This is a genomic window from Aliidiomarina soli, assembly GCF_003986975.1.
Taxonomy (GTDB): Bacteria; Pseudomonadota; Gammaproteobacteria; order Enterobacterales; family Alteromonadaceae; genus Aliidiomarina; species Aliidiomarina soli.
In genome coordinates this window covers 93,599-119,517 of record NZ_PIPO01000007.1, presented here as the reverse complement: position 1 = coordinate 119,517, position 25,919 = coordinate 93,599, and the positions used below count along the sequence as shown (strand labels likewise).

31 protein-coding genes are annotated in these 25,919 nt (G+C 52.1%); 23 read left to right on the top strand and 8 right to left on the bottom strand.

Annotated elements, in window-relative coordinates; genetic code table 11:
* Window positions 1-5 precede the first annotated feature (5 nt).
* Window positions 6-515, bottom strand: a complete 510-nt coding sequence (rppH, locus tag CWE14_RS14410; RefSeq protein WP_126789091.1) for an RNA pyrophosphohydrolase — start codon at window positions 513-515, stop codon at window positions 6-8.
* 123 nt (window positions 516-638) lie between these two features.
* On the opposite strand from rppH, the gene mutH reads away from it, so the two are divergent.
* Genes mutH through CWE14_RS14400 form a run of 3 tightly spaced genes read left to right on the top strand, consistent with a single transcriptional unit; the run spans window position 639 to window position 2,187 of the window.
* Complete coding sequence (mutH, locus tag CWE14_RS14405; protein ID WP_126800020.1) at window positions 639-1,343, top strand: DNA mismatch repair endonuclease MutH; 705 nt, start codon at window positions 639-641, stop codon at window positions 1,341-1,343.
* Between the two features lie 17 nt (window positions 1,344-1,360).
* Complete coding sequence (locus CWE14_RS14735) at window positions 1,361-1,510, top strand: hypothetical protein (RefSeq protein ID WP_157981836.1); 150 nt, start codon at window positions 1,361-1,363, stop codon at window positions 1,508-1,510.
* Window positions 1,507-2,187 carry a DUF2982 domain-containing protein gene (locus tag CWE14_RS14400; protein ID WP_126800019.1) on the top strand — a complete coding sequence of 227 codons (681 nt, stop codon included), beginning with the start codon at window positions 1,507-1,509 and terminating at the stop codon, window positions 2,185-2,187. The genes CWE14_RS14735 and CWE14_RS14400 overlap by 4 nt, the downstream gene beginning before the upstream one ends.
* A gap of 25 nt (window positions 2,188-2,212) precedes the next feature.
* On the opposite strand, the gene CWE14_RS14395 is transcribed toward CWE14_RS14400, so the two are convergent.
* Window positions 2,213-2,947 (bottom strand): EAL domain-containing protein, encoded by a 735-nt coding sequence (locus CWE14_RS14395; RefSeq protein WP_126800018.1) that lies wholly within the window; start codon window positions 2,945-2,947, stop codon window positions 2,213-2,215.
* Between the two features lie 102 nt (window positions 2,948-3,049).
* On the opposite strand from CWE14_RS14395, the gene CWE14_RS14390 reads away from it, so the two are divergent.
* From CWE14_RS14390 to arcA, 12 genes are all read left to right on the top strand, one after another.
* The gene (locus CWE14_RS14390) at window positions 3,050-3,838 is read left to right on the top strand and encodes a hypothetical protein (protein WP_126800017.1); all 789 of its coding nucleotides are present in this window, start codon (window positions 3,050-3,052) and stop codon (window positions 3,836-3,838) included.
* 8 nt (window positions 3,839-3,846) lie between these two features.
* Window positions 3,847-4,671 (top strand): mechanosensitive ion channel family protein, encoded by an 825-nt coding sequence (locus tag CWE14_RS14385; RefSeq protein WP_126800016.1) that lies wholly within the window; start codon window positions 3,847-3,849, stop codon window positions 4,669-4,671.
* A gap of 78 nt (window positions 4,672-4,749) precedes the next feature.
* Window positions 4,750-5,181 (top strand): ATP-dependent zinc protease family protein, encoded by a 432-nt coding sequence (locus CWE14_RS14380; RefSeq protein ID WP_241972426.1) that lies wholly within the window; start codon window positions 4,750-4,752, stop codon window positions 5,179-5,181.
* A complete protein-coding gene (gene rimK / locus CWE14_RS14375; protein WP_126800015.1) occupies window positions 5,178-6,086 on the top strand; it encodes a 30S ribosomal protein S6--L-glutamate ligase in 909 nt (302 codons plus the stop codon). Before CWE14_RS14380 ends, rimK begins: the two co-directional genes overlap by 4 nt.
* A 28-nt stretch (window positions 6,087-6,114) precedes the next feature.
* Complete coding sequence (locus CWE14_RS14370; RefSeq protein ID WP_126789083.1) at window positions 6,115-7,143, top strand: succinylglutamate desuccinylase/aspartoacylase family protein; 1,029 nt, start codon at window positions 6,115-6,117, stop codon at window positions 7,141-7,143.
* A gap of 59 nt (window positions 7,144-7,202) precedes the next feature.
* On the top strand, window positions 7,203-7,859 hold the full coding sequence (locus CWE14_RS14365; RefSeq protein WP_126800014.1) for a FlgO family outer membrane protein: 657 nt from the start codon (window positions 7,203-7,205) through the stop codon (window positions 7,857-7,859).
* Window positions 7,856-8,425, top strand: coding sequence for a FlgO family outer membrane protein (locus CWE14_RS14360; RefSeq protein WP_126800013.1), 570 nt, complete (start codon window positions 7,856-7,858; stop codon window positions 8,423-8,425). Before CWE14_RS14365 ends, CWE14_RS14360 begins: the two co-directional genes overlap by 4 nt.
* Window positions 8,422-8,976, top strand: a complete 555-nt coding sequence (locus CWE14_RS14355) for a hypothetical protein (RefSeq protein WP_126800012.1) — start codon at window positions 8,422-8,424, stop codon at window positions 8,974-8,976. The genes CWE14_RS14360 and CWE14_RS14355 overlap by 4 nt, the downstream gene beginning before the upstream one ends.
* Window positions 8,977-9,040: 64 nt before the next feature.
* Window positions 9,041-10,705, top strand: a complete 1,665-nt coding sequence (locus CWE14_RS14350; protein ID WP_126800011.1) for a DUF342 domain-containing protein — start codon at window positions 9,041-9,043, stop codon at window positions 10,703-10,705.
* Entirely contained in the window at window positions 10,695-11,687 is a 993-nt protein-coding gene (locus tag CWE14_RS14345) for a methyltransferase (RefSeq protein WP_126800010.1), read from the top strand. Before CWE14_RS14350 ends, CWE14_RS14345 begins: the two co-directional genes overlap by 11 nt.
* Window positions 11,681-13,270, top strand: coding sequence for a sensor histidine kinase (locus CWE14_RS14340; protein ID WP_126800009.1), 1,590 nt, complete (start codon window positions 11,681-11,683; stop codon window positions 13,268-13,270). Before CWE14_RS14345 ends, CWE14_RS14340 begins: the two co-directional genes overlap by 7 nt.
* 96 nt (window positions 13,271-13,366) lie before the next feature.
* Window positions 13,367-14,095: a two-component system response regulator ArcA gene (gene arcA, locus CWE14_RS14335; protein ID WP_126789076.1), complete on the top strand. Its 729-nt coding sequence runs from the start codon at window positions 13,367-13,369 to the stop codon at window positions 14,093-14,095.
* A gap of 64 nt (window positions 14,096-14,159) precedes the next feature.
* On the opposite strand, the gene CWE14_RS14330 is transcribed toward arcA, so the two are convergent.
* Window positions 14,160-14,519 carry an Hpt domain-containing protein gene (locus CWE14_RS14330; RefSeq protein WP_126800008.1) on the bottom strand — a complete coding sequence of 120 codons (360 nt, stop codon included), beginning with the start codon at window positions 14,517-14,519 and terminating at the stop codon, window positions 14,160-14,162.
* Between the two features lie 190 nt (window positions 14,520-14,709).
* Here CWE14_RS14330 and folE2 point away from each other — a divergent pair, with 190 nt between their 5' ends.
* The 7 genes from folE2 (at window position 14,710) to CWE14_RS14295 (ending at window position 21,761) form a co-directional block, all read left to right on the top strand.
* Entirely contained in the window at window positions 14,710-15,636 is a 927-nt protein-coding gene (gene folE2 / locus CWE14_RS14325) for a GTP cyclohydrolase FolE2 (protein WP_126800007.1), read from the top strand.
* Between the two features lie 164 nt (window positions 15,637-15,800).
* Window positions 15,801-16,364: a DUF2726 domain-containing protein gene (locus CWE14_RS14320; protein ID WP_126789073.1), complete on the top strand. Its 564-nt coding sequence runs from the start codon at window positions 15,801-15,803 to the stop codon at window positions 16,362-16,364.
* On the top strand, window positions 16,336-17,301 hold the full coding sequence (locus CWE14_RS14315) for a cobalamin biosynthesis protein CobD/CbiB (RefSeq protein ID WP_126800006.1): 966 nt from the start codon (window positions 16,336-16,338) through the stop codon (window positions 17,299-17,301). Before CWE14_RS14320 ends, CWE14_RS14315 begins: the two co-directional genes overlap by 29 nt.
* A 69-nt stretch (window positions 17,302-17,370) precedes the next feature.
* Entirely contained in the window at window positions 17,371-18,396 is a 1,026-nt protein-coding gene (locus CWE14_RS14310) for an adenosine kinase (protein ID WP_126800005.1), read from the top strand.
* Between the two features lie 14 nt (window positions 18,397-18,410).
* On the top strand, window positions 18,411-19,784 hold the full coding sequence (ahcY, locus tag CWE14_RS14305) for an adenosylhomocysteinase (RefSeq protein ID WP_126800004.1): 1,374 nt from the start codon (window positions 18,411-18,413) through the stop codon (window positions 19,782-19,784).
* Between the two features lie 23 nt (window positions 19,785-19,807).
* On the top strand, window positions 19,808-20,398 hold the full coding sequence (locus tag CWE14_RS14300; RefSeq protein ID WP_126789069.1) for a GNAT family N-acetyltransferase: 591 nt from the start codon (window positions 19,808-19,810) through the stop codon (window positions 20,396-20,398).
* Window positions 20,399-20,405: 7 nt separating this feature from the next.
* Window positions 20,406-21,761: an NAD(P)/FAD-dependent oxidoreductase gene (locus tag CWE14_RS14295; protein WP_126800003.1), complete on the top strand. Its 1,356-nt coding sequence runs from the start codon at window positions 20,406-20,408 to the stop codon at window positions 21,759-21,761.
* A gap of 68 nt (window positions 21,762-21,829) precedes the next feature.
* On the opposite strand, the gene CWE14_RS14290 is transcribed toward CWE14_RS14295, so the two are convergent.
* From CWE14_RS14290 to rplU, 5 genes are all read right to left on the bottom strand, one after another.
* Complete coding sequence (locus tag CWE14_RS14290) at window positions 21,830-22,108, bottom strand: DUF3718 domain-containing protein (protein WP_241972425.1); 279 nt, start codon at window positions 22,106-22,108, stop codon at window positions 21,830-21,832.
* A gap of 211 nt (window positions 22,109-22,319) precedes the next feature.
* Entirely contained in the window at window positions 22,320-22,823 is a 504-nt protein-coding gene (folA, locus tag CWE14_RS14285) for a type 3 dihydrofolate reductase (RefSeq protein ID WP_126800002.1), read from the bottom strand.
* Window positions 22,824-22,836: 13 nt separating this feature from the next.
* On the bottom strand, window positions 22,837-24,009 hold the full coding sequence (cgtA, locus tag CWE14_RS14280; RefSeq protein WP_126800001.1) for an Obg family GTPase CgtA: 1,173 nt from the start codon (window positions 24,007-24,009) through the stop codon (window positions 22,837-22,839).
* Between the two features lie 125 nt (window positions 24,010-24,134).
* On the bottom strand, window positions 24,135-24,392 hold the full coding sequence (rpmA, locus tag CWE14_RS14275) for a 50S ribosomal protein L27 (RefSeq protein WP_126789064.1): 258 nt from the start codon (window positions 24,390-24,392) through the stop codon (window positions 24,135-24,137).
* 17 nt (window positions 24,393-24,409) lie between these two features.
* On the bottom strand, window positions 24,410-24,721 hold the full coding sequence (rplU, locus tag CWE14_RS14270; protein ID WP_126789063.1) for a 50S ribosomal protein L21: 312 nt from the start codon (window positions 24,719-24,721) through the stop codon (window positions 24,410-24,412).
* A gap of 196 nt (window positions 24,722-24,917) precedes the next feature.
* Here rplU and ispB point away from each other — a divergent pair, with 196 nt between their 5' ends.
* Window positions 24,918-25,889, top strand: coding sequence for an octaprenyl diphosphate synthase (gene ispB / locus CWE14_RS14265; RefSeq protein WP_126789382.1), 972 nt, complete (start codon window positions 24,918-24,920; stop codon window positions 25,887-25,889).
* Window positions 25,890-25,919: the final 30 nt, after the last annotated feature.

Sequence of the window (25,919 nt, the reverse complement as noted above, 5' to 3'; positions counted from 1 at the left end):
ATAGGTTATCGCCTGCGCTTACGTTTAGAACGTTTATGTTGAAATGGCATGGCGATAGCCGCAAATTCTTTCATTACACGGCGGTATACGTCCCTTTTAAAGGACACCACCTGACGCACCGGATACCAGTATGACACCCAGCGCCAGCCATCAAACTCCGGATGGCCGGACTGCAACACATCGACATCTGATTCCGGGCAGGTCAAACGTAACAAAAACCATTTCTGTTTCTGTCCAATACACACGGGTTTGGCGCCTTTGCGCACCAAACGTTTCGGTAACTTGTAGCGAAACCAGTTACGGCTGGTATAAATAAGTTCCACTTGCTCGGGACGTAAGCCCACTTCTTCGTATAACTCACGAAACATCGCCTGTTCCGGCGTCTCGCCTTCGTCAATACCGCCCTGTGGAAACTGCCAGCTATTTTGCCCATAACGTCTGGCCCAGAAGACTTGCCCGTGCTCGTTACATATCACTATGCCGACATTCGAACGATAACCTTCGGCATCAATCACGCGAGCATCTCCATACTATTCATCTCTGACTTTGATTCTTCCATAAAGGCCAACAATGGGCAAACATTACCTGTAACTGGTAACATACCAACAGACCTTATTTCACAACCGATAACGACCCCGATGTCCGACTATTTGCAGTTGCCACAAGTTCCCTCTCACCCGCCTGCCGACGAACAGCAGCTGCTAACCCGTGCCCGCGCTCTGGCAGGTATGCCGCTGGGCTGGCTGGCTGAACAGGCAGGCTGGGTCACACCGGATACTCTAAGTAGAGCAAAAGGCTGGAGCGGTCAGTTGATTGAACTTTACCTTGGCGCCTCAGCGGGCTCACGACCGGAGCAAGACTTCCCTGAACTGGGTATTGAGCTGAAAACCATTCCGGTTAATAGCAGTGGTACGCCACTGGAAACCACTTATGTATGCATTGCCCCGCTACTCGGACTGAATGGGGTCAGTTGGCAGCAGTCCAATGTCCGTAATAAGCTGCAAAAAGTACTCTGGGTCCCGCTGGATGGTCGACGTGAGGTAAAACCCGCCGACCGTTGCATCGGTATGCCCTTCCTCTGGCAGCCAGCCGCCGACGAAGATGCACTTTTACGCGCCGATTGGGAAGAAATCACTGAGCGCATTATTCTGGGCCAGATCCAGCAAATTACCGCGCGTCATGGGCAAGCATTGCAACTACGCCCAAAAGCTGCAAACAGTAAAGCCTTAACCGCAGCCATCGGGCCAGAGGGCGATACTATTCAAACACTGCCCCGCGGCTACTATCTGAAAACTGATTTCACCGCACGGATTCTGCAGCGTGCCTTGCAAAACAGCTGGTAACTCAGCATGCTGAAACTATGACTAAGAAAATCAAAAGCCGGTTGCGCCAATGGTGGCAAACCGACTGTGAATACTGTAAACGAACCCGCCTGTTGCTGATCTGGTGCATTGTACTGTTGCCCTGGATTGCCTGGTGGGTTATTAGCCTTGGCGAGCCGACTCCATGACTGAACTGGTCCGCAGAATACGTCCGCATACAAAGCGCAACGGCTCATTTTACCTGCTATTAGGGGCCGGAGGTCTACTACTGATTGCACTGGTGCACGGCCAAACCGAACTCATTCCCTGGCCAGTGCGGCTGTGTCTGGCATCATTTTGCTTAATCACAATGGCGCTGGGCATCGGTAAGCTGGTTGAGCCGGATACCAGCCTTGAGATCACCCCGGATAAAATACACTACATTCATATTCGTGGGCGCTGGACATTAGCCTGGGACGACATTGTCCGCTACAACGTGCCTACGGTGCAGTATGGTGCCAAACGGCAGTCACTGGCCTTTCTTGGGATTCGTTTACGCCATTATGATGCCTTTCTGCAGCAGCTGTCACCGCGCCTTGCGGTGCACCTGCTCCATCAGCAGCGAGCGCTGATGACCCAGGCCATACGCAGTGAAATGCCGCCGCACCGCCAGTACACTGATTATTTTGAAGTGCCCGATTACTTTGTCAGTGAAACCGGTAAACGGTACTCCGGTGTCCTGGCCACCTTTGCCGTGCGCATGCAGCTGATGCGCGAACTGCTTGGCTACGATCTCTATATTCCGCAAAATGCGTTCGACCGGCCGTTACTTGACTTTGTCGCTCACCTTAAGGCATTGCAGCAAACTCGTAGCCAGTACCTTTAAATTCGAGGACAAGAGGCGCAAGCAGTTAGCGCCATTCAGGCATAATGGCGTGTTCAAGGGCTGGCCGGGCGAAGTAATACCCCTGCTGCAGTTTCACCCCCGCGTGTTTAAAAAACGCGTGTTCTTCTGCCGTTTCCACGCCTTCAGCAATAAGCGTTATGCCGAGTTCTTCAGCTACTTTTGCAATACCCGAGAAAATTGCCTGTTTAACCCTGTTCTGGTCAATACCCCGGATCATTTTCATATCCAGCTTCAGCAGATCCGGCTGGAAGTCAGCAAGCAGATTGAGTCCCGCGTAGCCTTCACCAAAATCATCGATGGCGGTCATGAAACCATGCCGCTGATAGGTTCGGAAGACATCGACCAGTAAATCATGATTTTCCACTTTCTCGTGCTCGGTCACCTCGAAAATAATATTTTGATGCGGGAAGTTAACGCGCTTTGCAGTTTGCAACGTTTTAGCCAGGCAGGTTTCCGGATCATAAATGGCATTCGGCATAAAATTGATCGATAACCTGGCAGGTAGTTTAACGGCGGCGGCTGTCTCAATCGACTTGACCCGGCAGGCCTGGTCGAAACTGTACAGATTGTCGGCATTGACTCTGCCAATCACTTCTCCGGCCCCTTCACCATGTTCGCCACGCACCAGCGCTTCATGCGCAAATACGCTGCGCTGTTCAACATCGACAATCGGCTGAAATGCCATGCGAATGGCGAAATCCAACGGCGTATGGCAATGACAGTCTGTACATTTAGGCATTCAAATCGCCCTCCTCTGAACGTTTACAACTTCTCGACTTTACGGATAAAACGAAAAAAGCGATGATGGAACCCGCATTTATTTCTATTAAGTTAGCGTATCATGTTGCAAGCCGTCGAGGCCTTTCAGTTACCACCAGGCGAAGCAGTGTCAATTGAGACCCATGAGGAGACATTGTTTATCCAGCGTCAGCCGCAGCAGTGGGTTCTTGCCCGGGTCAACCGTGACGCGCCCGCCTGCTCGTTGCAACGTGCGCTTTGCATTGAACGTAACGTCACCATGCCAGACCAGGCCAACACCTGGCAACGCTGGAGCAATGCAGAACAGGAAAGTACCCTGCGCATTGTCCCCTGTATGGCTGATAAAAACCTGGTTGCCCGCCCGACTCAGCCAATCCTGATCCCGAATGGCCGCAAACCATACTTTTATGTCAGCCTGCCGTTGATGTACCAACTTTATATTGGCAACAGTAAACGCCCGTTGATTGAGTTTTTTGTCGAGAAATTGCCGCTGACCTGGTTTGGCAGTAATACCCGCCGGGGTGAGTTATGTTATGAAATTGAATCCGGACTGGTGCAAAGTATTGACGAGCTTCCTCCGGCGCCGCACAGAGCGATTCTTGAGGTCCGCGTGCATAACCGCGATCCCGAGCATCTTAGCATCGATAAGCTCAATCTGCCGGCGCAGTTTCTCCCTGTCTACCGGGTCGATGGCCAGCATTACTGGACTTGCCCATTAACCATTACCAATGAAAAACTGACCGATGAACTCAGCCTGCATTATGGTAAGTCCGTGCCCTGTCGGCACGAACAGCTGCAACTCATCAGCGAACCTCGCATGCGCAGTGAAGCGCGCACCATTTTACGGGCACTGGAAGCAATTATAGGATAAGGACCAGCGTGGATATTCTTCAACAAGTTCTGCAACCCCTGCAAGGTGCTGATGGTGGTGCCTGGTTACGTGCGCTTGGCTACCTGTTGCTCGGTATTGTGCTGCGTAATATTCTGATCCACGGTATGCGCAAGTACGTCGATACCCATACCAGCCCGCACAAGGCGATTTTGTTTCGTCGGGCGATGTCTTACAGCATTGTCTTTATTTTCGTCCTGATTGCGCTCAGTGAACTCGGTTTTCATAGCGGTGTACTGTTAGCCGTAGCCGGTGTGCTGTCGGTGGCCATAGGTTTCGCTTCGCAAGCATCGACCTCAAACTTTATTAGTGGCCTGTTTTTACTTGGCGAAAAAAGTTTCAAAGTTGGTGACGTCATAGCCGTCAATGCAACCCGCGGTGAAGTCGTCAGCATTGACTGGCTGGCGATTAAAATTCGTACCTTCGACAACCTCTACGTTCGGGTTCCCAATGATGACCTGATAAAAGGTCACGTGATCAATTTCGCCAAGTTCCAGATCCGCCGTATAGATCTCAATTTCTGGGTCGATCTGGGCACCGACTGTGTCCAGCTTGAAGAGGTTCTAACCCGGCTAATCCAGCCCCACACAGACTTCCTTCGTGATCCAGAACCTGATTTGTTTCGTTTAGGAATAGGCGTACTTGGTTTACAAGTACAGTGGTCGGTCTGGACCCAAACTGAGGGTTTTTTTGATGCCCGCTCAAAACTGATTGATTTAATGCTGCCTGCTATGCAAAATGCCGGCGTTGTCATCACGCAAACCCCAAGCGTGGTTCAGGGGCAAGACAGTTCCTACCGGATGCCCTACCCTTAATGACAACCGCTGGCTCAACGCCAAACACTGGTCTAACACGGAATGGCGTTAGCAGTGCTAATCACACAGGAGAAAACAGTGGCAGCAACTACAACGCTAGGCTGGCGCGAATGGGGCGCTTTGCCTGATCTGGGTATCACCAATATCAAAATGAAAGTGGACACAGGGGCGAAAACCTCCTGCTTGCATGCTTTCCAGCTCGAACCATTTGAAAAGAACGGTGAACAATGGTTACGAATATGGGTCCACCCTCGCCAGGGCAGCAACGAAGAGCACATGTGCGAAGCGAGGATTAAAGACCAGCGAGCTGTCACTGACTCCGGAGGACACCGTGAGACACGTTACGTGATCGAGACTACACTGGTGATTGGTGGGAATGCCTTTAAAGTCGAGCTAACTCTGACCAATCGTGACACCATGAAGTTTAGAATGTTACTCGGTCGCCAGGCTATGAATGGCCGTTATCTGGTCGACCCGCAAGCCTCCTATTTAACCGGGGAACTGAAATGAGAATTGGAATTTTATCGCGCAATAAGAATCTCTATTCGACGCGCCGCCTGATTGAAGCCGGCGAAGCCCGCAACCACGAAATGGTGGTCCTGGATCCGCTGCGCTGTTATATGAACATTAATGCTAAAGAACCCAGCATTCACATGCGTGGTAAAGAACTCCCTGAGTTCGACGCTATCATTCCGCGTATTGGCGCCTCAATCACCTTCTACGGTGCTGCAGTGTTGCGTCAGTTTGAAATGATGGGAGTTTACCCGCTCAATGAATCAGTCGCGATTAGCCGCAGCCGCGACAAATTGCGCTCACTGCAATTGTTGTCACGCAAAGGCATCGGCCTGCCAGTGACCGGGTTTGCCAGTAAGCCAAGCGACATCCCTGATTTGATCGACATGGTCGGTGGTACCCCGTTGGTGATAAAACTACTGGAGGGAACTCAGGGGATTGGCGTGGTGCTGGCGGAAACCCGGAAAGCGGCGGAAAGCGTGATTGAAGCCTTTATGGGTCTGAACGCCCACTTTATGGTGCAGGAATATATCAAAGAAGCCGGCGGTGCTGATTTACGTTGTTTTGTGATCGGCGATCGTGTCATAGCCGCCATGAAACGTCAGGCTAAACCCGGAGAGTTCCGTTCCAACCTGCACCGCGGTGGTAGCGCGACGCTGGTTAAGCTCACTGCATCTGAACGTGCCACTGCAGTGAAAGCAGCGAAAACCATGGGCCTAAGCGTTGCTGGTGTCGATTTACTGCGTTCCAACCATGGTCCATTAGTCATGGAAGTAAATAGTTCACCTGGCCTCGAAGGCATCGAAACAGCGACCGATAAAGATGTGGCGTCACAAATTATTAGCTTTATCGAAAAAAATGCTGACAAAGCCAATCGCACCCGCACCAAGGGAAAAGGCTAATTAACCCACGCAAGCAGAAGGCGGTTAGATGAAAGCGTTTCAACTGCATGACCATTTTATTGCGCCAGGCAGCCGCGCCAGTATTCACCTGCCAGCCGCCCGGCTTTATAACGACGCCCCCTTAGATCTGCATGTTGAAGTCATGCATGGGGTTAAGAAAGGCCCGGTGGTATTAGTCTGTGCCGCTATTCATGGCGACGAGATGAACGGTATCGAAATCTGCCGTCGGGTCGCCGCTCAAGTCGATCCGACCAAGTTGCACGGCACCCTGATGGTGGTGCCGGTCGTCAACATGTTCGGTTTTATTCAGCAGTCCCGCTACCTGCCGGACCGTCGCGATCTTAACCGCTGTTTCCCCGGGTCCGAACGTGGTGCCCTGGGGAGCCGGCTGGCCTATTTGTTCAATACCCAGCTCGTCCAGCGTGCGAGCCATATTATTGACCTGCACACTGGCGCGATTCACCGCAGCAACCTGCCGCAAATCCGCGTTAACATGGACAACGCTGAGGCCTGTTTGATGGCTGAAGCCTTTAACTGCCCCGTGATTTTAAACGCCAAAGACCGCGACGGGTCGCTCCGCGCGCTGGCCGCTGAACTCAACATCCCGCTGATCCTGTATGAAGCCGGTGAAGCTTTACGTTTCGACTATACCGCCATCGACGCGGGCGTGAATGGCGTGACGAATGTTCTGAAGATGCTAAAAATGCTCAAAGGTCGGCGCACCCGCAAAAAGGTCAAGCCGGTATGGGCACTGCGTTCGTTGTGGATGCGCAGTGACAGCGATGGGCTGGTCATTAAGCTGGCAGACCTCGGACAGACCGTCAGTCGTGGACAGATCATTGCCCAGATAGCGCCGCCCCACGGTGGCAACACCAGCGAAGTGAAAGCTGCCGTCAGCGGGATTATTATCGGTGCCAGCAATATTCCGGTGACCAACGAAGGGGAAGCTCTGTTTCACCTGGCCTGCTTTGACAGCAATGAAGCCCCCCTGGCAACCGCAATGGTAGACACCTTTGTTGAGGCCTACCCGAATCAACCCGCACCACTAAACGATTAAAGAGAATGCAGTTGGCGCCGATAGCTTGAGTATTCGCAGTTAATGCATTGAGGATTACCATGTCATTTGCACGTTCTGGCTTTCGCTATCTGGCGGTGGTTGCGACTGCCTTTTTGATCAGTTCATGCGCCAGCTCTACGCCGGTTGCCAGTCACAATGATCGCAGCCTGCAAACTCATACTGAAGAGCTTGCCGCCTCCCTGTTCAGCACCCACTCGCGCCGTTCAGTGGCACCGCGACGGATAGCGGTGGGCAGCTTAGTGCCGGTTCAGGACCTTCGCCAGCAAGGTGACGGCCAGGACCGGGTTATGGTGCAGCAGATCCAGGAAGGCCTAATTGGAGCCGTGACGCAACGCGGTGCACAAGTCATTGAATACCGCACCAGCCAGCAGCTTAGACTGGAAGACAATCAGGAACTAATGCTGAGTCGCGAACTGCAGGAATTGAGTACCCGCCAACATCTGGATTACTTCCTTACGGGTACTTACAGCGAAGTGAGTGGTGGCTTACTGGTCAATATACGCTTAGTGGCACTGGCCGATAACAGTGTGCACAGCGCAGCGACCCACTTTTTCCCCTGGAGCGCTCTGCATGGCAGTGGCCAGCAAAGTGAACTGCGCCAGGGACGTTTATACCGTGAAGCGGTCCCAGCCGAAGCAGCGCAGGCGCGCACTCAGCGACACCGCACGATGTTTAATCAAGGAGCTCGCCGATGATCAACTTTACTAACAGAGCCCATCAGCTACTTGTTGCCGTACTACTCAGCCTGGTACTAGGCGCATGTAGTCAGTTCCCTCAACCTGTAGCGAGTCAGCCTCAACCTGAGTCGATTCGCGACTATGCGCATCAACTGAGTACTCAGTTAATGGACTCGGGAAAGTATGTGCGTGGCGGACAGCGCATCGCGGTTACCACACCGGCGTGGCTCGAAGGCAACCTTGACCATGGCAGCCTGCTTGCGTTGCAGTTGCAGGAGAATCTGGCCGCTGAGTTGCATAGCCACCATATGCATGTAATTGATTTTAAACTGACTGATGGTATCCGGGTTACTCAGCAAGGCGATTTTGCACTGAGCCGCAACTATCTTGAATTACGTGAATTGCAGTCGGCGGATTATATTCTTGCAGCCACTGCGGTGGATCGCAGTGACGGTATCACTATTAATGCACGCCTGATTGAATTCGACAGCCAGATAGTCGCAGCCACGGCGGAAGTCACTGTACCTCGTGCACTGGTTGAGCAATTGCGCTCAGAGCAAGGGGTGGAGCTGGTTGCGAGATGACCTCCAGCCCGTTGCTGGACGTTGACTATGGGCTGACGGTCTGTCAGCACAAACAGACACTGTATCATTCTGTTTTAGAAAGCTTCGTCCAACAACATGCTGCTTTACTCAGGTGCGAGACCCTGACTGGTGAACAGGCGCAGGAACTCGCTCATAACTGGAAAAGCACCGCACCAGCCTGTGGTGCTCGCTCGTTAGCTGACCTGGCAACTTCGCTGGCACCTCCGGCGCCCCTGCCTTCAGCCGGTCAAAGTCAGCAGTTGCTTGAGCTGGCACAAGATACCCTGAAGCAGATTCAGGCACAGTTAAATAGCAGTAACAATGCAGTAAAAACAACTTCATTGACGAAGGAGTTGTTACAAAAGCTTGAACAGCATAACTTAAGCGCAGTAACATTGTTGAATTCCTGGGCATCTTGCGATGCTGCTCACTGGCCGGACGACGACCTCGCAGATATCGAGTTAGCACTGCAGGCATTCGATTTTGAGCGTGCTAAACAACTCGTTATGCAAGGGCTGATCAGTCACCAGGACGATACCAACAAAGAGTGACAACGCGCAGCGTGCTCACAGAGCCCGCTTAAAAAATAATTATAATTTTGTCAGTGGGTGGATCATGAAAGGCATCGATTTCGTGCTTACCGATCAAAACCTGTACCTGTCTCTGGACAGTACCGCAGAGCGTGCCAGCCTGAATAGTAAAGCGCTGGATACCCTGTTTCAGCAATCCGATATGCGTCACTGCGTTCTCGACGACAATGCATTCATTAATGCCTGTCAGCAACTGGCCGAGAATGACGATTCGCTGATCCGTATTGGCCAGTGTTTGCCCGCCTCGATAACCTTGCAACTGAGTGAAGATCAGATGCAGGCCCACGCCGAGGTGGTTGCGCCTCAGGGCGGTGCGGCCCTGACCATGAATCAGATCCTGAAAACCTTGCGCGCCGAGGGCATCACCGCCGGTATTCGCCGTCAGGCCATGGAAAAGCTCGTCTTACATAGCATGAATGGCGAACCCGGGACCTCACTGACCTTGTTAATAGCACGCGGCCGCCCTCCTATTGATGGCGACGACGCGCGTTTTGAGGCGCTCACCATGGATGCCCGCGAACGTGTTCTGCAACCGCAGGAAGTCGATGGCAACAAGGTCGATATGCGCGATCTGGGTGAAATTATTAGTGTTGAACCAGGCACTCCGCTGCTGCGTAAAATATCCCCCACCCCTGGCAGTCCCGGGTTTACCGTAAAAGGTGTAGCAACCCCGCCAATCCCCGGCAAGAACCGCGACCTGCACGCCGGAAACGGCACCGAAGTTAAACCAGACGACCCCATGATACTGGTGGCCGCGCGGCAGGGGTTACCCAGACTGATTGACAATGCAGCCCATGTGGATGATGTGCTGACCATGCGCAAAGTCGACGCCACCACTGGTCACGTTAGTTACGAAGGGTCCGTTATCGTTAATGGCAACGTTGGCCCCGGCATGAAAGTCGTCGCCGGAGGTGATGTCACGGTATCGGGCTATGTTGACTCGGCCATCATTGAAGCTGGCGGCAACGTAACCATCACCAAAGGGGTTATTGGACAACAATCTGAGGTCCACGATGAGGGGCATGAGGTCAGCGATGTGCCGGAACATTCTGCTCAGGTCACTGCCAAAGGGTCGCTTTGGGTCTCCTACTCACAATACGCAACCTTGCATGGTGAAACCGGAGTCATCGTCGACAAACAGTTGACCCATTGCCACGTTGTCTCTGGTGGATCGATTTGCCTTGGCGGCGAAGGTAAGGAAGCGCGCGGTAAATTAATCGGCGGTACCGTGGATGCCGCGAACCATATTTACGCGGGGCAGATTGGCGCCCCCGCCGGCACCAAAACCCACGTGGTTTTGCAGTCACCCAAAGCCGATCCCGAATATCTTGCTGACAAGTCGCGTCTGGCGTCTGAATTAAAGGCCGAGCTTGTCCTGATTAAGCGCTTTAGCCGCGCCCGCGATCGGGCCCGCTATCGGCTCGAAGCGGCACCACTGAAAAAGTTTCTGCATACCCTCGATCAAAAGCTGGAAAATCACCGGCGCAATGCCACCGTGCTGCGTATTCAGATTCAGGAGCTGCAGAAACGTGCGCCTGAGCGCCAGATGATCGTGGTCCATGCAAACCGCGTCCTGTACTCAGGCGTGGTCTTTCACAGTGACTATGAAACCAAACGGATTGATGAAAACCGGGGTCCTTCATCGCTTATTCTGAAGAACGGGAGCTTCAGTTATCAATATGTTGGATAACAGCAGTCAGCTTTTGCTGCGTCACCAGCTGGTCGACAACGAGACCTTACTGGTTAACGCCCCGGATGCCTTGGCACGCGAGGCCAAATGTCTCGCCCATTTTTATTACTTCAATCTTTGGCATCGTTATGCGCTGCCAGTCCATCAATTTGGCGCTGTGCTTCAACAACGGGCGTCAGCGACCGTGCTCTATGTTCCGAAAGAAAAGAATCTGGCGCGAATGCTGCTCGCAAACCTGGCCCATAACCTGGTTCCAAGCGATACGCTCTATCTGGTAGGCGGCAATAAAAGTGGTATTAAAGCACTCGCCAAGCAACTCGGTGACGACTGGCACCCGGCACAAAAAGTTGCCAGTGGTAACCATTGCCTGCTCTACCGAACTCAGCTCAAAGGCGCCAAAGCCGGCCACTTTGAACTGGCAGATTATCGCTCCACCTATCCGTTAGGCCAACCAGCGATCACAGTAGTGAACCTGCCCGGTGTGTTCAGCGAACAAAAGCTGGATGCCGGCACCGCGCTGTTACTGCAACACCTTCCCGCTGAAATGCAGGGCAAGGTGCTCGACTTTGCCTGTGGCAGCGGAGTCCTTGCTGCCAGCATTGCCACCCGCTTCCCTGCCGTCACCCATATTAGCGCAAGCGATGTAAATGCGTTTGCCATTGAAGCATGTAAACAGACGCTTAGTCAGGTCAATCCGGCAGACAGTCAGGTTATCGCCAGTGACGGATTAGATCAGGTCGACGGCAAGTTCGACTGGATTATCAGCAACCCGCCCTTTCATACCGGACAACGAACCGACTACAGCATCGCCCGTGACTTCATTCGCTCGGTCCCGACTCACCTGACCAGCAAAGGTCGTTTAATGCTGGTGGCAAATAACTTCCTCGGCTACCCGGAGCTGCTTCGTGAACAATTCCGCAACGTACGCGAAATCGTCAACAATGGGCGCTTTCATATTCTTGAGGCTAGCCAGCCATGTTGAATTCATTGCGCAAAAGCTTTCTGGTTACCACGCTGTGCGTCACCTGCCTCAGCACCGGGCTGGCTCTCGCAGGCTATACCTGGGTTAATTACCTGCAGGCCCGCAGCACAATGCTGGAACGAACTGAGGACTATAGCAAGGCCCTGGCGATCAGCGTAAACCAGCAGCTGATTCATCATAATGAGGATTTCGCCCAGTCGTTTTCCAGTTTGTTGAATGAAACGCGGTTTATTCTCAACGCTCATGTCTACCTGTACGACGACGAGGGCCAACTGAACTTCCTCACCAGCTACAACCGCCCGGGTATTCAGCCAATAGCGGCGCGCCAGGATTCGATTAGCGCACTGCAAAGCCCGCATTTGACCAGCAACGGCATCGATATCATGGTACCCGTGGTCGCCTTACAATCAGCAGCAAACGGCGACCAGGACCCACGCGGGTATGTCTTCGTTCGGACCAGCATACAACCGCTTCAGCAAGTGTTACGGCAAGCCGGTGTCACTGCGGTTGGCGCAATCCTGTTTTCAGCCCTGCTCTCTTTGTTGCTCGCCAGTCTGGTCAGTCACTATTTCGGACGGCCATTGCGACGCCTGATCATGGCAACCCGGGAAGTAGCACGAACGCGAGATTACAGTATCCGCGCACCCAACGGCCAGTTTTCAGAATTCGACCTCATCGCCCACAATTTCAATACCGTGCTCGAGCGCATCCAGCAGTACATCCGCCAGCACGACAAGTCAGAAGCGGCGGCGCAGCAACTTAACGCCGAACTTGAGCAGCAGGTGCAGGAACGCACCAACGCGCTGCGCAATGCCAATCAGGAACTGCTCGAGACCCTTGAGCAGTTGCATCAACACCAGGGACGTCAGGTTGAAGCACAAAAGATGTCGTCACTATCCGAGCTGGTGGCCGGTATCTCTCATGAAATTAATACCCCGCTTGGCCTCGCGGTAACTGCCGCATCGATGATAGAAGGCAGCCTGCGTGAACAGCCGATACGTACCGACGAAGCTCATGAACAAATGCAGCTCCTGCAGCGCAACCTGGACCGCGCGGTTGAACTGATTAATAACTTTAAAAAACTGGCGATTGAGCATGCTGGCGAAACAGCGACTGACGTCGAACTTAGCCAGCTAATGGAAGACATTGTTACCAGCGCCAGAGCCTATATCGCTGACGCCAAAAAACTTGAGGTCACCATTCATAGTGACATCCCTGAGCTGGTAAAGCTGAAAGTAGGTGTGTGGCAACAAATTATTAGTAGTTTGCTGGAAAACTCGGTCATTCATGGCTTTGCGGGTAAAGACAGCGGCCAGGTTGATATTTACTTACAAAATCAAAACGGGCATCTGGAAGTTCGCTACAAAGACAATGGCTGTGGTGTCCCGGCCGATATTTTGCGCCGTATTTTCGACCCCTTTATTACCAGTAAACGTGGTCACGGCAATAGCGGCCTGGGTATGCACCTAGTTTACAATTTAGTCACCCACACCTTAAACGGCACCATAAACTGCGTCAGCGCTCCGGATGAAGGCTTTGAGGTCATCATTAACTGTCCGTTGGAACTAGTAAATTCAGCTTAAACCGTGCAAATACTTGCAATCAACCCGTTAAAAAACTTATCCTTACAACTTGATCTTCCTTATGTTTGCTAAATCGTTTAAAGACAGGACTTAACTATGAGCGCCAAACTTCTTATCGTTGAAGATGAAGTCGTCACCCGACAGACTCTGACCCGCCTCTTCCAGCAGGAAGGTTATGAAGTTTTTGACGCTGCGGATGGCAAGCAAATGGAACACATTATGGCGCAGCAGCCTGTTGACCTCATCATCATGGACGTCAACTTACCAGGCCAGAGCGGCCTTGAGCTGGCTGAATCATTACGCGAACAGAACAACATCGGGCTGGTCTTCCTGACCGGACGCGATAGTGACGAAGACCGTCTGCTTGCTCTAGAACTTGGTGCTGACGATTACCTGATTAAGCCTTACAACCCGAAAGAACTGACTATTCGGGTGCGTAACCTGTATCGCCGTATTCAACATAGTCAGCAACCTAGCGAACCTAAAGTGGAAGGTTCACGCGAATTCCACTTCAATGGCTGGGTATTGGATTGCGATAGTCGCTGCCTGTATTCACCGGATAAGAAAATGTTCCGTCTGCCGAAAAGTGAATACCGGGCAATGGAACTGTTTCTGACTCAACCAGGTAAAATTCACGACCGTGAAACCCTGGTACGTAAAATGCTGGACCGAGAGTTGCGCCCCAATGACCGCACCGTCGATGTTGCAATCCGTCGTATTCGCCGTCATTTCGAATCGCACCCTGAAACACCTAATCTAATCACCACCATTCATGGTGAAGGTTACCGTTTTGTTGGTGACGTCCGGGTTGAAGTTTCCCAGTAGCATTCAAGCAATAACTGACAACACCTACTGACCAGAATAGATAGAAAAAGCTGAGCTACCCTGCTCAGCTTTTTGCTTTCAGCCACTGCCGGGCTGTCTCCTGGTCTTCGGCTAACCATTGCCGGGCATCAGCAATAAGAGCGGGGACTTCAGACCACTGCCAGTGGTCTTTTTCCAGATACTGCATCAGTGCACCTAAGCGGGCGAAGCCGAGCGAACGACAGCCGCCTTTTACTTTATGCGCCTGACGTCGAAAGTCATCGTCCTGCTGCGCCTGCGCGAAGCGCTCAAGCTCGGCGATATACTCTGGCATTAAACGGGCAAAGGTATCCAGGCTCTGGGTTAAACCCTCTTCGCCCAGCAGCTCATGGTATTGTGAGAGCAGTTCTTTATCTAATGATTCGAATTTATTAATAAAGGTCATTTGTTTTTCCGTCTTGGGCTTTCAATCCAAAATACGTATGCTCGCGTATAAGAATTTACAAATTGGCCGGTCGCTGGTTGCTTAATAAGCAACGGTAGTTAAATAAACAGCACAAGTCAGATATAATATCCCGTCAATTTGTATTTTGACACCAACCATTTTGACAGCCAACACGCGGAGTAGTAATTGCATGCCGACCTCAATGCCAGATATCGCTAATCAAGACAGTGCCCAAACGATGGGGACACTGGACTGGGTTGGCATGAGCAATATCGAAATGCCACTGCTGGTTACCGTACCTGGTCAGCCAGACCGCCAGGTCAGCGCTAAGGTAGATGCGTTTGTCAGTCTCGATGACTCACAAGCCAAAGGTATCCACATGTCACGCCTTTACCTGGCGGTCGACGAGTTATCTGCAAGTGGCAGTCTGCAGCCTGCGCAGCTGCACACCCTGCTGAAAACCTTTATCAGCAGCCATGCAGATCTCAGTTCGCAGGCCATGGTGCGTTTCCATTTCGACTACCATTTGCGCCGCAAATCGCTGATTAGCAAAAAACAGGGTTGGAAAGCCTACCCGGTTACCTTGCAGGCGATATTAAGTGACCAGGGGCTGGATATTGAGCTTGGCGTTGCCGTCCCCTACTCGTCCACCTGCCCGTGCTCAGCAGCACTAGCCCGTCAACTTATTCAGGATGCGTTTAACCAGCGTTTTGATGAGGACAGCATGGACAAAGAATCTGTGTTGGCCTGGCTCGGCACCACCGAGGGTGTCCCAGCAACGCCACACAGTCAGCGTTCTATTGCCGATATTAAAGTGAAGTTGCAGGCCGAGCATAACGACTTGCCGATCGAAGAGTTAATTGATGCCATCGAGAACACGCTGAAAACGCCCGTTCAGGCAGCGGTCAAACGTGAAGACGAACAGGAATTTGCCCGTCTAAACGGACAAAACCTGATGTTCTGTGAAGACGCTGCTCGTCGCGTCAAACACACTCTGAATCAGAATTCTCACATTCGCGACTTCTGGATCCGCATCAACCATTACGAATCGTTGCACGCCCACGACGCCGTAAGTATCACCACCAAGGGCATCCCCAACGGCTACTCCCCGCGTTAGCCGTCTTGGCTGCGGCTGGTATAAGGCATCTGACTGCCTTATACCAGTGCCAAGGTCCGATAATTCCCTAGCTTCAATTATATTCCTCACGATTAACAAAACCTGGCACCTTGCTTGCATTAAAACCTTACAGAACAGTTAATGGTTTTTGAACGAGGTGTTCAATGGAATTTGTGCTAATTGGTTTTATTGCGGTTTTAGTATTGGTGGCAGTCTTGGCTTCGCGTCTGACGGAGCGTTACTCGCCTTACCCTTATCAGAAGCGCCAGGAGACATTCTTCTCCGCAACAGAAGAGCAGTTCCTGAGCCTGCTGGAACGTGGGCTGGGCGACCAGTACCGCGTCTTCACCAAAGTTCGCCTGGGCGACGTGGTGAGCGTACGAGACAAAGGGCTGTCGCGCGCCGCTAAACGTGAAGCACACGGCAAAGTGGCGAACCGGATGTTGGATTATGTGCTCTGTGACCGTCTCAACGGTATGCGCGTAGTGGCAGTGATCGAACTCGAAGCGGCAGAAAGTAATCAGCACCAGGCAAAACGCAACTGGTTCCTGAAGAACTCCCTAACCGCAGCGGGTGTACCTTTCCTCCGCTTTAAGGCTAAATCAGGCTATCGTGCTGACGAGCTGGGTCGCTTTATTCTGTCCAAACTCAACCAGTCTGACTTTGTGCGTGCTGCACGTCCAAAAATGCGTGGTGCCGATGGCCACTCTGCCCCAATGGCAGCCTGAGTTTTATTACTGGCTGTTACTCACCTTCGTGATCGTGCTGGAGCGGTTTGTGCCGCTCCCACGCTCCGCACACCCATTCTTTCTCCTTCATCAGCTTGCTGCTGGCATGGCTCGCAAGGTTCACCGGCCGGACAATAGTCGCTCACAGCAACGCATTTCCGGGCTGATGGCTACCCTGTCATTGACTCTGCCCTGGCTGGCGATAGCCGCCGTTATCTACTGGGTTGCTGAACTGGACTGGCTGTTTGAAGCCCTAGTGCTGTTGCTCTGTTTACATAGTGGCCGCGCCTTTAGCGATTACCGGCAGGTGCAGCAGGCACTGGCTAAAGGTCAGAAGCAGTTAGCCCGAGAGCGCCTGGCCCGCTATCTTGCACGTGACCTGACGCCGTTGTCCGAACTCGGTCTGCGAAAAGCGGCAATGGAATACCTCAGCCGCCAGCTCATGCTTGGTTGGCTGGCAACATTATGCTGGTTTATCATCGGCGGTCCGCTGGCGGCACTGGCGTACCGCATGCTCTTCGAACTTAGCCAGGCCTGGCCCGTGATGCAAAAGCGCTGGCGTGATTTCGGCTTTGCTGTTAACTGGCTAATGCGAGGGTTTGCCTGGCCTGCCAGTGTCCTGCTATGGCTCTTGCTGGCAGTACGCAGCCTGCTTGGCGGCAACATCTTGCCATGGCGGTTTGCCCCGCAAAGTCATATGCACAAACAGGATGGCCGACTCTGGCGCGCACTGGCGGTGCGCTTAAAATGCACCATGGGCGGCGCCATCAAACTCGATGACCAGCGACAGCACCGCCCCAGGTTTACCCCGGGACCAGAACCCGAACCACACCATTCAAAACGCCTGCCCGGTATTCTGACCCGTTGCCAGTGGGTGGTCTGGATGCTGGTAAGTCCATTATTTCTGATTGGACTGCTTGCCACCTGGTCTAACTGAACATGGCATCGATCCCGACGCCATGTTCATATATAATGCCTGCCTTAATGTCGTTCGGATTTATTACCCATGAAGAAATACCATGTCATTGGTCTTGGTAACGCCCTAGTCGATCAGGAATACAAGGTCACAGACGACTTCCTTGCTGAGCAAAGCCTGGAAAAAAGCATAATGACGTTGCTCGACGAATCGCAACAGGATGCCTTGCTGACTCAATTAAACAAAAAATTTGAGTTAGAAAAGCGTGCCGGTGGCGGCTCAGCAGCCAATAGTCTGGTTGCACTCAGTCAGTTCGGCGGCAATGCATTCTACTGCTGCAAGGTTGCTAACGACGAAGCCGGGGCATTTTATCGCCACGATCTTGAGAGTGCGGGGGTCAATACTCACCTTAAAGCACAGGACAACGACGGTTTAACGGGTAAATGCGTAGTAATGGTGACGCCGGATGCTGAGCGCACTATGTGCACCCACCTTGGTATTACCATTGATTTCTCGGTCGAGGAACTCGAACTGGATAAAATCAGTGAGTCTGAGTACCTCTACATTGAAGGCTACCTGGCCACCTCAGAAATCGCCCGCCATGCCGTTCAGGAAGCGCGCCAGATGGCACAGAGCCACGGCACTAAAATAGCGCTGACGTTCTCTGACTCGTCCATGGTGAAGTACTTCAAAGAAGGATTGCAGGAATTTCTTCAGCCCGGCGTTGACCTGCTATTCTGCAATGAAGACGAAGCGCTTGAATACACCGAGACCACCGATTTCGACAGTGCGATGCAGCATTTATTACGCTTTGCCAGGCAGGTGGTAATTACCCGTGGGCCTGCCGGTGCTGTGATCGGAGAAGCAGATAAACGCGTACAAGTACCAGGCTTTAAAGTAAAAGCCATCGACACCAACGGCGCCGGTGACATGTTTGCAGGTGCGTATTTGTACGCAATTACCCAAGGGCTGGGTGCAGCACAAGCCGGTACGCTGGCAAGCCGCTCTGCCGCTGAGGTAGTCAGCAATTACGGACCGCGCCTGGAACCCGGCACTCAGCAGGCTATTTTAGACGAATTAGGCTTGCAGCCTGACGCTGCAGCCGTAAATGCATAAGCAGGAAGGTACTAATGACTGAACAGACCGATTACAAAGTAGCAGATATTTCCCTGGCCGATTACGGCCGTAAAGAAATCGCCATTGCCGAATCAGAAATGCCAGCACTGATGGCGATTCGCCGTAAATATGCCGCCAGCAAGCCATTAGCCGGTGCTCGTATTATCGGCTGTATTCACATGACGATTCAAACCGCGGTGTTGATCGAAACCTTACTCGAGCTTGGCGCTGAAGTACGCTGGTCATCGTGCAATATTTTCTCTACTCAGGATCACGCTGCTGCAGCGATGGCCGCCGCTGGCGTTCCGGTATTTGCCTGGAAAGGTGAAACCGAAGACGAATACGTCTGGTGTTTAGAGCAAACCTGTAAGAAAGACGGTGAATTGTGGGATGCCAATATGATCCTGGATGACGGCGGTGATCTGACCCTGCTTATCCACGACCAGTACCCGCAAATGCTGGACAAGGTTCATGGTATTACCGAAGAGACCACCACAGGTGTTCACCGTTTACTTGAGATGCTTGAAAAAGGCACCTTGAAAGTACCAGCCATTAACGTTAATGACTCAGTCACTAAATCGAAGAACGACAACAAATACGGTTGCCGTCACTCGCTTAACGACGCTATCAAGCGTGCCACTGATCACCTGTTGTCCGGTAAAAAGGCACTGGTCATTGGTTATGGCGACGTGGGTAAAGGCTCTGCTGCCAGCCTGCGTCAGGAAGGCATGATTGTTAAAGTCGCAGAAATCGACCCGATTTGCGCTATGCAGGCCTGCATGGACGGATATGAAGTGGTTTCACCTTATATCAACGGTGAAAATCATGGCGATGGCAGCAACCTGAATAGCGACCTGCTGCTAAATACCGACTTGCTGGTCACCACCACTGGTAACTTCAATGTCTGTGACCGTTACATGCTGGCAGGCCTTAAAAAGGGTGCTGTAGTCTGTAACATTGGTCACTTCGACAACGAAATTGATACTGCGTACATGCGCAAAAGCTGGCGTTGGGATGAAGTGAAGCCACAGGTTCATCAGGTCTTCCGTTCAGAATCTAATGACGACTACCTGATCCTGTTAGCGGAAGGTCGTCTGGTTAACCTGGGGAATGCCACCGGACACCCTAGCCGTATTATGGATGGTTCCTTTGCGAACCAGGTACTGGCACAAATGGATTTGTTCGAGCAAAAATTTGCCGACATGAGCGATGCTGACAAGCAGAACGCGCTGTCAGTCAAAGTCCTGCCTAAACAGCTTGACGAAGAAGTAGCGCGCTATATGGTAGAAGGGTTTGGCGGTACCATGACCCGTTTGACCAAAGAACAGGCAAGCTACATTCATGTCAGTGTCGATGGTCCATTTAAAACGGATGCGTACCGTTACTAAGAATAGCTAACTGCGGAGACTGTATGACAAGTCAACCTTGTCTGCACTTTCGACCCATGACGGCGGCAGATTTTGCCGCCGTTATTGTATTGGGGAACAAAGTGCATGGTGACAATTACCTTACCGAAACGAACGTTGCGGAGTATTTTGCGCGCGGCCAGAAAGACGGTCGCAATCTGCACTGGCTGGCCTTTGCCGATGATAAACTGGTCGGTCTGCGGCTTACTTTTGCACCCGGCAACTGGCCGATTGACGACTATTGCTCACCCAGCGAATGGCCAGTCGAGCCGACCCGAATGTGTTACTTCAAGTGTGCCGCTATCGATCAGGACTTCCAGGGCTTAGGCATTGGCAAAAGTCTGCTCCAGCATTCCATCATTGAAGCGTCTGCATTAGGCTGCAAAGCGGGTCTTGCGCATATCTGGCGCCAAAGCCCGAACAACAGTGCCTTTGAGTACTTCTCCCGGTGCGGCGGCGAACTTATTGACGACTACCCGGACCGCTGGTATCTGGCCTCAATTGAGGATGGTTACTATTGCCCGGTTTGCGACGGTATCTGTCGTTGTATCGCGGCCGAAATGGTGCTCCCATTCAGCAAGATAAATCTCGCCTGACCCACTTATGGCCAGCCCCTATGCAGTCTATGACCCACTTTGCAGCCCGACTACAGCACGCAACCATGACCGTGATATCAGCAGTTACTGGCAACATAATGGTCCGCTGACAGATACCCCTGGTAGCGCCGGGACTCCTTGCATCAGATTGCCGCAACATGCCGAGTTCGTTGTTGTCGGTGCTGGCTATACCGGCTTAAATGCTGCGATAGAACTAAGCCAACGCGGTCATCAGGTGGTCGTACTCGAAGCTGGGGACGTCGCTGCTGGTTGCAGTAGCCGTAATGCTGGTTTCGTCCTACCATCCAGCGGGCGCCTGAGCCTGCACGACTACCGTCGTCACTACGGGGCAGAGTGCGCCGACAATGTTCTGCATGAATTTAACCAGGGTGTGAGGCATGTCGAGTCACTGGTGAAAGCGCACCAAATCGAGTGTGACTGGCAGTCGGCGAGCTATGTACGGGTCGCCCATACTCCCGCCCATGCTGCAGCTTTGCGAGCGCTTGCTGACAACGATGCCGCCTGGCCGCGACACTACCTGGATAGCGCTCATATGCAACAGCGCTATGGCGGTCTGCGTCACGCTCATGGCGCACTGCAGCAACAGCCCGCTGCACGAGTTCATCCACGGGCGCTGGCACAAGGATATGCCAATATAGCATTACAAGCCGGCAGCCTGATTAAGACCAGCTGCCCGGTGACCGCGTTGTCAGCTAAAAAAGGCGGCTATGCACTGCAAACCGCCGAGGGGGAGATACAGGCCGATAAGGTATTGATGTGTAGTAATGGGTATTTGCAGCGCTCTTTACTACCCGCGCTCAGCCGCTGCCAGTTACCCGCCCTTTCCAGTATTATTGTAACGGCCCCATTAAGCGACGGGCAGCGCGAAAGTATCGGCCTGACCGACCGCGAGCTGATGATGGATACCCGCTTACTCAAGTACTATTATCGCTTGTTACCAGACGGACGCCTCCTTTTCGGCGGCCGCGGCGCAGTTCAAGGCAGTGACGCTAACCATCCGCGATATCAGCAGGCGTTGCGGCAGGCGATGTATACCAGTATGCCGGTGCTCAAGGGCATTGCTGTGGATTACAGCTGGTGCGGGTGGATTAGCGTATCCGCCGATAGCATGCCCAGAGTCTGCGAACTGGATACCAACTTATTCGCCAGCTTTGGCTATTGTGGTGCAGGTATTTCGTTTTCCAGTCTGGCTGGCAAACGCCTGGCTCAACGTGCATTGGGCGACCGGCTGGCAGCGCTGCCTTTCTACCAGTTACCACCCCGCTCCTTCCCGATGGCCCGCATGCGTCGTTTGGGGCAGCGCTTGTATTACCAGTACGCTCGACTACGCGACGCCTGGTAACCGAAGTGAAGAGCGAGAAACAGACATAAAAAAGCCGCGCTTAAGCGCGGCTTTTACTAAAACGTATCTTAGTCTTCGGTGCGTTCACGAATAGCTTGCGCTACTTCTGAGTCACCGTGTCCATTTGCTTCGGCCCACTCTAAATCGCCGTTACTGGCCAGCTGTGATGCTGGCAACTGGCTGACCATAAAGGTACCAATGTCAGCAGAACCGCTTGCCATTGCAAACTGAATAAGACTCATGTTGTTACAAAGAATGCCGTCATAAACAGAACGTAAACGTAAACGGTCTTCCCGCATACGTTGACGCATACGCATTCGGTCATCACCCTGTACATATGTGCACATGTTTAATGCCAGATCCTGCGCTTGCGCCGGCTTAACTACAACTAAGTTAGCCCCGAAAGCGACCGCCGCAACGGTCAATGTACTAGCAACGAACTTCAACATTTTTGCCCCCAACTATGTGTTACTTTGACTTCACTGTCATATATAAAAATATATATTAAAGCATACCTACATCATACTTTTTCAGTATGACAAATTTATAAAATCACGCTTATTTTATCGACACGTTATCATTTTTCTCCAGTAATTTCGCTTGAAAAGCTGGAGTATTTTGGTCTTCTGCATCGATATCTCTGAGAATAGTACTAGACCATTCATCCGAGTTGAATTCAGGAAACCATGTATCGCCGTCGACCACAAGATCAATTTCGGTCAAATACAGGCGGGTTGCGACAGGCAGAAACTGACGGTAGATTTCACCACCACCGATGACCATAATCTCATCCACATCGCCGGCTACCACGAGTGCTTCGTCGACACTGCTAACCACACTAACCTCATCTGGTAACGCCGGGTTACTGCCACTGATAACGATATTATGTCGCCCCGGTAGCGGCCTTCCTATCGATTCATAGGTGCGCCGCCCCATCACCACTGGCTTGCCTAAGGTTATTTCTTTGAAGTACTTCAGCTCTTTTGGCAAATGCCATGGCATTTCACCGCCTTTGCCAATCACTCGATTTGCCGCCATCGCGGCAACCAGGCTAATGTGCATGTGCGTTCACCAGTTATTCTTTGGTGTAAATAACTTCAACGTCATAATCGTCGTCGTCATCATCATCCAGATCATCGTCATCCTCTTCTTCAGCCATTTTCTCAAGCTGACGGTCATGATAATGATCCCATTTGAAGTCGACACTTTCTGCTGTTTCTTCCGGCTCCTGTTGCGCTTTAGGCAAGCTTTCCAGATACTTCATAATATCGAAAATCAGTCCGTCACGGGCATTACCCTGCAACGCCGAGATCTGATACACAGGACCTTCCCAGCCAAGCGCCTCAACTATGTTCGCAGTTTTCTCAGCAATCTCGTCTTCATCAAGCAAATCCGTTTTGTTCAGTACCAGCCAGCGAGGCTTGTCTGCCAGGGCAGCACTGTACTTTTCCAGTTCGCCGATGATGGTCACTGCCTGCTCTACCGGGTCGCTGCCATCGAAAGGCGCCAGATCAACTAAGTGCAATAGCAAGCCACAGCGTTCAAGATGCTTGAGGAATTGAATGCCAAGCCCTGCTCCTTCGGCCGCACCTTCGATCAGACCCGGGATATCTGCAATAACAAAGCTCTGATGCGGTGCCGGACTGACAACACCCAGGTTTGGCACCAGGGTAGTGAAGGGGTAATCGGCTACTTTCGGTTTGGCAGCTGAAACCGAGCGTATAAAGGTCGATTTTCCTGCATTTGGCATCCCCAACAGGCCCACGTCCGCCAATAACAAAAGCTCCAACCGCAACGGGCGAATTTCACCCGGGGTACCTGTGGTCTTTTGTCGTGGTGCACGGTTAGTCGAGCTTTTAAAACGCGTGTTACCTAAGCCGTGGAAACCGCCTTTGGCCACCATTAGCTTCTGCCCGTGTTTGGTCAGGTCGCCAATGATCTCATCAGTATCCATATCACGAGCACGGGTGCCAACTGGCACAGGGATGGTTAAATCCTGGCCGCGCTTACCGGTGCAGTTACGGCCCATGCCGTTCTGACCGCGCTCCGCACGGTGAAAACGTTCAAACCGATAGTCAATCAAGGTATTCAGGTTTTCATCCGCAATCAGCCAGACGTCACCGCCATCGCCGCCGTCACCGCCATCTGGCCCCCCTCTAGGGACATACTTCTCACGACGGAAACTAACGCAGCCGTTACCACCGTCTCCGGCTTCTACACGGATATCTGCTTCATCGACGAACTTCATGCCTTACCTGCCTTAACTGTTAAAACTTTCAGCCTGCTACAGAACCTGTAGCAGACAAAACAAAAAACCCCGCGACAAACGCGGGGTTTCTGTTTCGCTATACGCGCGATATAAGTGAGTAAAACTTACTCAGCTACAACGCTTATAAACTTGCGATTGTTCGGGCCTTTGACGTCAAAAGAAACTTTGCCGTCAGACTTTGCGAACAAGGTGTGGTCGCGACCAACACCAACATTGTCCCCAGCGTGGAAACGAGTGCCGCGCTGACGAACCAGGATGTTACCTGCTAATACAGATTCACCACCATAACGCTTCACACCCAGACGTTTAGACTCTGAGTCACGACCGTTCTTGGTTGAACCACCTGCCTTTTTATGTGCCATGTGTCGTTACTCCTTAATTAGGCGCCAAAACCAGTGATTTTCACTTCAGTGAACCACTGACGGTGGCCCATCTGAGTACGTGAGTGCTTACGACGACGGAACTTAACAATGTTCACTTTGTCGTTACGGCCATGGTTTACAACTTCAGCTGTAACCTTGCCACCTTTCACGAAAGGCGCACCAATAGTCACATCGTCACCGTTTGACAGCATTAAAACCTGATCAAACTCAACTGTATCACCAGTTGCGACTTCTAACTTCTCCAAGCGTACAACTTGGCCTTCAGCGACACGGTGTTGCTTACCGCCACTTTGGAAAACCGCGTACATAATTCTTCTCCACTGCCCCGACAGGGCGCTCAAAACTCAATTCAGGGCGCGAATTTTACGCAAAATATGCCACTAACGCAAGGGCAAATTGGTAAAAAATCAAGCTTTTGCTAACTAACCATCAGAACACTGGCGAAATTGCAAGGATCCTGTAAAATCTGCGCCAAATCGTGACCTGTGAGACAGAACCGAAATGATGGATCTAGCGGCGATCAAACGCCTTTCTGAAGCTGATATGAACGCAGTTGATACTCTTATTATGACGCAGTTGCGCTCTGACGTCGCGCTTATTAATCAATTGGGTCTTTATATTGTCAGTGCGGGTGGTAAGCGTTTACGTCCTCTGCTTGCGGTGCTGTCGGCACGAGCATTTAACTATCAGGGAGACCACCACCATACGCTGGCTGCGGTAGTTGAGTTTATTCACACCTCAACCCTGCTGCATGATGATGTGGTGGATGAATCCGACATGCGTCGGGGGCGTGAAACCGCGAATGCCAAGTTTGGCAATGAAGCCAGTGTACTGGTTGGTGATTTTCTTTACTCACGTGCCTTCCAGCTGATGGTTTCGATGCAGTCGATGCGGGTGATGGACATTCTGGCTGACGCCACCAACGTGATCGCCGAAGGTGAAGTCATGCAGCTGATGAACTGCAATGACCCTGACACCACAGAAGCGCGTTACTTTGCGGTTATTTACAGCAAAACGGCCCGCCTGTTTGAAGCCGCGACTCAGTTAGGGGCGGTGCTTAGCGAGCAACCAGCAGAGGTGGAAGAAGCCATGGCAGCCTACGGTCGTCACCTGGGTACAGCGTTTCAATTGGTCGACGATATTCTTGATTACACCGCCGACGCCGAAGCCATGGGCAAAGAAGTCGGCGACGATTTAGCCGAAGGTAAACCCACCCTGCCATTGCTTTACGCGATGTGGCACGGCTCTGATGAGCAGTCAGCAATGATAAAGCAGGCTATTGAGCAAGGTGGCCAGCGGGATAAGCTATCCATGGTCATGCAGACGATGAAAGAAACCGACGCGATCGGTTACGCCCAGCGTAAAGCGATTGAAGAAACGGACAAAGCCATTGACGCGCTTGCTCTGGTGCCTGACAGCGACTACAAAGAGGCACTGCTCGCGCTGGCCCGAATTGCCGTTAAACGAGTAGCCTGAAGATAGTTCGATCTATTAGATTTTGTAATC

Excerpts from the sequence above, each read along its gene's own strand:
- mutH (WP_126800020.1), top strand. The coding sequence starts at position 639 with ATGTCCGACTATTTGCAGTTGCCACAAGTTCCCTCTCACCCGCCTGCC.
- CWE14_RS14735 (WP_157981836.1), top strand. The coding sequence starts at position 1,361 with ATGACTAAGAAAATCAAAAGCCGGTTGCGCCAATGGTGGCAAACCGAC.
- CWE14_RS14400 (WP_126800019.1), top strand. The coding sequence starts at position 1,507 with ATGACTGAACTGGTCCGCAGAATACGTCCGCATACAAAGCGCAACGGC.
- CWE14_RS14395 (WP_126800018.1), bottom strand. The coding sequence starts at position 2,947 with ATGCCTAAATGTACAGACTGTCATTGCCATACGCCGTTGGATTTCGCC.
- CWE14_RS14390 (WP_126800017.1), top strand. The coding sequence starts at position 3,050 with ATGTTGCAAGCCGTCGAGGCCTTTCAGTTACCACCAGGCGAAGCAGTG.
- rimK (WP_126800015.1), top strand. The coding sequence starts at position 5,178 with ATGAGAATTGGAATTTTATCGCGCAATAAGAATCTCTATTCGACGCGC.
- CWE14_RS14370 (WP_126789083.1), top strand. The coding sequence starts at position 6,115 with ATGAAAGCGTTTCAACTGCATGACCATTTTATTGCGCCAGGCAGCCGC.
- CWE14_RS14365 (WP_126800014.1), top strand. The coding sequence starts at position 7,203 with ATGTCATTTGCACGTTCTGGCTTTCGCTATCTGGCGGTGGTTGCGACT.
- CWE14_RS14360 (WP_126800013.1), top strand. The coding sequence starts at position 7,856 with ATGATCAACTTTACTAACAGAGCCCATCAGCTACTTGTTGCCGTACTA.
- CWE14_RS14355 (WP_126800012.1), top strand. The coding sequence starts at position 8,422 with ATGACCTCCAGCCCGTTGCTGGACGTTGACTATGGGCTGACGGTCTGT.
- CWE14_RS14350 (WP_126800011.1), top strand. The coding sequence starts at position 9,041 with ATGAAAGGCATCGATTTCGTGCTTACCGATCAAAACCTGTACCTGTCT.
- CWE14_RS14345 (WP_126800010.1), top strand. The coding sequence starts at position 10,695 with ATGTTGGATAACAGCAGTCAGCTTTTGCTGCGTCACCAGCTGGTCGAC.
- CWE14_RS14340 (WP_126800009.1), top strand. The coding sequence starts at position 11,681 with ATGTTGAATTCATTGCGCAAAAGCTTTCTGGTTACCACGCTGTGCGTC.
- arcA (WP_126789076.1), top strand. The coding sequence starts at position 13,367 with ATGAGCGCCAAACTTCTTATCGTTGAAGATGAAGTCGTCACCCGACAG.
- CWE14_RS14330 (WP_126800008.1), bottom strand. The coding sequence starts at position 14,519 with ATGACCTTTATTAATAAATTCGAATCATTAGATAAAGAACTGCTCTCA.
- folE2 (WP_126800007.1), top strand. The coding sequence starts at position 14,710 with ATGCCGACCTCAATGCCAGATATCGCTAATCAAGACAGTGCCCAAACG.
- CWE14_RS14320 (WP_126789073.1), top strand. The coding sequence starts at position 15,801 with ATGGAATTTGTGCTAATTGGTTTTATTGCGGTTTTAGTATTGGTGGCA.
- CWE14_RS14315 (WP_126800006.1), top strand. The coding sequence starts at position 16,336 with ATGGCCACTCTGCCCCAATGGCAGCCTGAGTTTTATTACTGGCTGTTA.
- CWE14_RS14310 (WP_126800005.1), top strand. The coding sequence starts at position 17,371 with ATGAAGAAATACCATGTCATTGGTCTTGGTAACGCCCTAGTCGATCAG.
- ahcY (WP_126800004.1), top strand. The coding sequence starts at position 18,411 with ATGACTGAACAGACCGATTACAAAGTAGCAGATATTTCCCTGGCCGAT.
- CWE14_RS14300 (WP_126789069.1), top strand. The coding sequence starts at position 19,808 with ATGACAAGTCAACCTTGTCTGCACTTTCGACCCATGACGGCGGCAGAT.
- CWE14_RS14295 (WP_126800003.1), top strand. The coding sequence starts at position 20,406 with ATGGCCAGCCCCTATGCAGTCTATGACCCACTTTGCAGCCCGACTACA.
- CWE14_RS14290 (WP_241972425.1), bottom strand. The coding sequence starts at position 22,108 with ATGTGCACATATGTACAGGGTGATGACCGAATGCGTATGCGTCAACGT.
- folA (WP_126800002.1), bottom strand. The coding sequence starts at position 22,823 with ATGCACATTAGCCTGGTTGCCGCGATGGCGGCAAATCGAGTGATTGGC.
- cgtA (WP_126800001.1), bottom strand. The coding sequence starts at position 24,009 with ATGAAGTTCGTCGATGAAGCAGATATCCGTGTAGAAGCCGGAGACGGT.
- rpmA (WP_126789064.1), bottom strand. The coding sequence starts at position 24,392 with ATGGCACATAAAAAGGCAGGTGGTTCAACCAAGAACGGTCGTGACTCA.
- rplU (WP_126789063.1), bottom strand. The coding sequence starts at position 24,721 with ATGTACGCGGTTTTCCAAAGTGGCGGTAAGCAACACCGTGTCGCTGAA.
- ispB (WP_126789382.1), top strand. The coding sequence starts at position 24,918 with ATGGATCTAGCGGCGATCAAACGCCTTTCTGAAGCTGATATGAACGCA.